The sequence below is a fragment of the Variovorax sp. 01T439_2 genome (assembly GCF_056398445.1).
Genome location: NZ_JBFTPJ010000420.1, coordinates 1 through 4,851, shown reverse-complemented (window position 1 = coordinate 4,851; position 4,851 = coordinate 1). Strand labels below are relative to the sequence as shown.

General features: G+C 70.8%; 3 protein-coding genes. 2 read left to right on the top strand and 1 reads right to left on the bottom strand.

Annotated features, from left to right (window positions below; all coding sequences use genetic code 11):
* A partial coding sequence (locus AC1DOC_RS19310; RefSeq protein WP_478130302.1) for a YhdP family phospholipid transporter occupies positions 1–1,282 on the bottom strand: 1,282 nt, incomplete at its 3' end.
* A 25-nt stretch (positions 1,283–1,307) separates the two neighbouring features.
* Here AC1DOC_RS19310 and glnE point away from each other — a divergent pair.
* Positions 1,308–4,103 (top strand): bifunctional [glutamate--ammonia ligase]-adenylyl-L-tyrosine phosphorylase/[glutamate--ammonia-ligase] adenylyltransferase, encoded by a 2,796-nt coding sequence (gene glnE, locus AC1DOC_RS19305; protein WP_478080536.1) that lies wholly within the window; start codon positions 1,308–1,310, stop codon positions 4,101–4,103.
* A partial coding sequence (locus tag AC1DOC_RS19300) for a septal ring lytic transglycosylase RlpA family protein (RefSeq protein ID WP_478130301.1) occupies positions 4,096–4,851 on the top strand: 756 nt, incomplete at its 3' end. The genes glnE and AC1DOC_RS19300, both read left to right, overlap by 8 nt.

The window sequence follows — 4,851 nt, the reverse complement described above, 5'->3', positions numbered from 1 at the left end:
GCGAGGCGACGCGCAGGCCGCTGACCCGCCCCTTGGCCTGGTAGCGCTCAGGGGCGCCCAGCGAGCCTTRCCAGTTCAGGTCGATGCGCTCGACCAGCCCGCGCGGCGCATAGGCGTCGAGCACGCGGTGCGTGGCATCGCCGAGCGGCAGCCGGTCGGCAATGAGGGCCAGCGCGGCCAGGTCGAGCCGGTCGGCGCGCAAGGCGCCCTGCTCCGGCGTGCGGCCGCGCGCGGGCGAATGCTGCAGCCACAGGTTGCCGCCGGGCCAGCGCATGCCGTCGGCAGTGTCGAACTGCAGGGCGGCGGTCGAGAACTCGAGCTTTTCCTCGTCCAGCTGGCCGGCCAGCCGCCCGGTCACCGCGCGCAGCACCAGCGGCTGCAGGCCCCGGCCCAGCGAGGCGTCGATGCGGTCGAGCCCGAGGTCGGCCGCGCCGCCCACGATTTGGCCCCGCTTCACGTCGGCCCACAGGCGCAGCGCGCCGCTGCCTTCGCGGATGCGGGCGTCAAGGGAGACATAGCGGCCCAGGCGCGTGACGTCCATGTAGGGCAGGTCGGCATAGACCTGGCCGTCCCAGGTCTGCCAGCGGCCCGAGCGCACCGACAGCAGCGGCTGGCGGAACTGCCCGCGCAGCGTGAAGCGCTCGCCCCAGCCGACCGGCGGCGTGGCGTCGAGCCTGAGGCCGTGGCGCCGGGCCGTGTTGCGCGCCACAAAGCGCACGTCGGTCAACAGCAGGGGCTCGGCCTGGCGCTGCTCGTCGGTCCAGCGCACGGTGCCGCCCTCGACCACCAGCTCGCGCTGGGCGAAAAACCAGTCCGCGGCGCGGGTCTCTCCGGTGGTGTCGGTGTCCATGTGCAGGCCCGCTACGTGCAGCTTGCCGAGCACGTCGCGGCGCACGTCGAGCTGCGGCCCTTCGATGTAGAGCTGCTCGAAATTGAGGCGCCACAGCGAGCGCGGCGACACGCTGGCCACCACCCGCACGAGGCGCAGGGCTTCCCGCTTCTGGGCGTCGTGCAGGACCACGTCGCGCAATTCGAAGGCGGGAAAGAGACTATCGGAACGCGCCGTGATCGACCCGATGCGCACGGGTACCCCGATGGCCTTGCTGGCTTGTGCCTCGAGCGCGCCACGGTAATCGCCGATTCGCGGCACAATCCACGCGTGTAGGACAACCACTGACAGTGCCAGCAGAAGCCATGCAGCGATCAGTAAACCCAGCAGCCAGCGCGCCGTCGCAGCGGTGATCTTGAGCAGACGTGAAGGGGAAGACGCCGTGTCGTTCATTGAGGATCGCGCTGTGTCCGGAATTATGACCGCCAGCATTCAGAGGGGTTCCACGGAAACCAACACCAGTGTGAACCAGTTGCCAGCCACGCCATCGACAGAAGCGACCGAGGTCGCGTTCTCTTCCTATTCGCGCTTCGTCCAGCGCCTGCGCCGCAGGTATGCGGCCGAGCTTGCATTGCTTTCCCCTGGCGCGCCGCGGCGCGAGTCGATGTCAAAGGCCTACGAGGCACTGCGCGAACGCGGGGACGGCGTCGGCGATGCGCTGCGCATTGTGCGGCAGCTCGTGATGGAACGCCTGGTCACCCTCGATTGCGACGCCAACGCGCCGCTGGCCGTGGTGACCACCGCCGTGACCGAGCTCGCGGAATTCGCGCTCGACGTCGCCTGCCGCGACGCCTGCCAGGAACTCGACGCGGTGCATGGCGCGCCGCTCGGCCCCGAAGGCCAGCGCGCGCAGCTCTGGGTGGTGGGCATGGGCAAGCTCGGCGCGCGCGAGCTCAATGTGTCGAGCGACATCGACCTGATCTACCTGTACGACCTGGACGGCGAGACCCGCGGCGATGCCGACGGCCGCGGCCGCCTCTCCAACCAGGAGTATTTCTCGCGCGCCGTGAAGCGCATCTATGCGCTGGTGGGCGACGTCACCGAGCACGGCTTCGTGTTCCGCGTCGATCTTGCGCTGCGGCCGAACGGCAACTCCGGGCCCAGCGTGGTGTCGCTCGATGCGCTCGAGGAATATTTCCAGGTGCAGGGCCGCGAGTGGGAGCGCTTTGCCTGGATGAAGAGCCGGGTGGTCGCGCCGCGCGACATCGTTGCGGACGGCCTTGCGCAGGGCCTGCGCGCCACCGTGCTGCCCTTCGTGTTCCGCCGCTACCTGGACTACAGCGTGTTCGATTCGCTGCGCACGCTGCACCGGCAGATCCGCGAGCAGTCGGCCCGGCGCAGCGCGGGGCGGCCCGAGCGCGCCAACGACGTCAAGCTCTCGCGCGGCGGCATCCGCGAGATCGAATTCACCGTGCAGCTGCTGCAGGTGGTGCGCGGCGGCCAGTTCCCTGAGCTGCGCACCCGCCCCACGCTCGACGCCCTGCAGCGGCTCGCGCGCGCCGGCCTGATGCCGCAGGAAACCGCCGACACGCTGGCTGCGGCCTACGAATTCCTGCGCCGCGTGGAGCACCGCATCCAGTACCTGGACGACCAGCAGACCCACGTGCTGCCGGTGGCTGACGACGACCTGCGCTGGATCGCGCAGACCATGGGCTACGCCGGCTGCTGCCCCTTCCTCGAGCAGCTCGACACGCACCGCGAATTCGTGGCGCAGGAGTTCGACAAGCTGCTCGGCGGCGAGAAGCCCTGCAACGGCAAGTGCAACGGCAAGAAGGCTGCCGCCCCCACCGACCTGGCCGACCTGCTCGGCGACCTGCCACCGGCCTTTGCCGACCGCATCCGCAACTGGTGCGAGCAGCCCCGCGTGCTGGCGCTGCGCGAGGAAACGCGCGCACGGCTGCGCCAGCTGGTGCAGCGCACCGGGCAATGGCTGAAGGAACCCGACGGCGACGGCCCCGGCCAGACGCTGCGCCATGTCGATGCCGCCCTGCGCTGGGCCGACTGGATCGAGCCGCTCCTGCGGCGCGAAAGCTACCTGGCGCTGCTGGTCGAGCGGCCCGCGGTGCAGGAACGGCTGCTGCGGCTTTTGGGCGCGGCGAAGTGGCCGGCGCGCTACCTGATGCAGCATCCGGGCGTGATCGACGAGCTCGCAAGCGACGAAATGCTCTCGGGCCGTTTCATGGCCGCCGAGTTCGAGCGCGAGCTCGAGGCGCGCCACGCCTCGCTCAGCCGCACCGGCGAAGCCGACGAGGAGCGCCTGCTGAACCTGCTGCGCCACGCCCACCACGCCGAGGTGTTCCGCACGCTGGCGCGCGACGTGGACGGGCGGCTCACGGTGGAGCAGGTGGCCGACGACCTGAGCGCGCTGGCCGACATCACGCTGCGCGTCACCGCCCATTGGTGCTGGCCGCACGTGCGCAACAGGCACCGCGAGCTGCCGCAGTTCGCGATCATCGGCTACGGCAAGCTCGGCGGAAAGGAGCTGGGCTACGGCAGCGACCTCGACATCGTGTTCGTCTACGAGGACGACGACGAGCGCGCAGGCGAGGTCTATGCAGCCTACGTGCGCAAGCTGATCAACTGGCTCACCGTGAAGACGCGCGAAGGCGACCTGTTCGAGATCGACACCGCCCTGCGGCCGAACGGCAATTCGGGCCTGCTGACCACGAGTTTCGAAGCCTACGAGCGCTACCAGCTCGGACGCGGCAGCAACACCGCATGGACCTGGGAGCACCAGGCCATGACGCGCGCGCGCTTCGTGCTCGGCAGCACCGAGCTCGGCACGCGCTTCGACCAGGTGCGCGAGGCCGTGCTGGTGGCGCCGCGCGACCGCGAGGCGCTCAAGGCCGAGATCATCGCCATGCGCAACAAGCTGCGCGGCGCGCGGCCGGTGAAGGCCGATCGCTTCGACGTCAAGCACAGCCCCGGCGGCATGGTGGATGCCGAGTTCGCGGTGCAGTTCCTGGTGCTGTCGGCCTCGGGCGAGCATCCGGAGCTGATTCCCAACGTCGGCAACATCGCGCTGCTGCTGCGCGCGGAAGAAGCCGGCCTGCTGCCCGCCGGCGTTGGCCGCAACGCCGCCGCGGCCTACCGCGAGCTGCGCCGCGTGCAGCACCGCGCGCGCCTCAACGAAGAACCGACCCAGGTCACCCCGCCCGCACTGGCCGCCGAGCGCGACGCCATGCTGGCGCTATGGAAGGCGGTATTTGGCTGAGCGCGCACTCTCCTTTTCCACCCCTGCGCTGGCCGCCTGCGCGGTGGCCGTCGCCGTCCTTCTCGCGGGCTKCGCGAGCGGCACGCGCAGCGGCGGCGGCGCACTGAGCGGCCGCGACGGCCCGGGCAGCAACATCCCGTCCGACCTGGACCGCGTGCCCGATGCCGAGCCTCGCATCGAAGCCATCCGCGGCAACGGCGGCACCAGCAAGCCCTACACGGTGCTGGGCCGGGCCTACCAGCCGATCACCGACGACCGGCCGTTCCGCGAATCGGGCATTGCCTCGTGGTACGGCCGCAAGTTCCACAGCGCCTCGACCGCGAGCGGCGAGCCCTACGACATGTACGCCATGACGGCCGCGCACAAGACGCTGCCGCTGCCCAGCTACGTGCGGGTGCGCAACCCGGCCAACGGGCGCGAGGTGATCGTGCGGGTGAACGACCGCGGGCCTTTTGTCGACGGCCGCATCATCGACCTGAGCTACACGGCGGCGCTCAAGCTCGACCTGCTGCGCGACGTGGCGCCGGTGGAGATCGAGCGCATCACGAACGAGGACATCCGCACGGGCGCATGGCGGCGCGATGCGGGGACGGCCTATGCCTCGGCCTCGCCGGCGCCGCCGCCGCAGCAGCCCCAGCGCGTGGCGGCCGCGCCGGTGGCCGTGCCCTCGGCCTGGGTGGCGCCGGTGGCGATGAACGCTGCAGCGCCGGCCTCGGCGACGCCGGTCGCGCCGCAAACGCCCATGGCA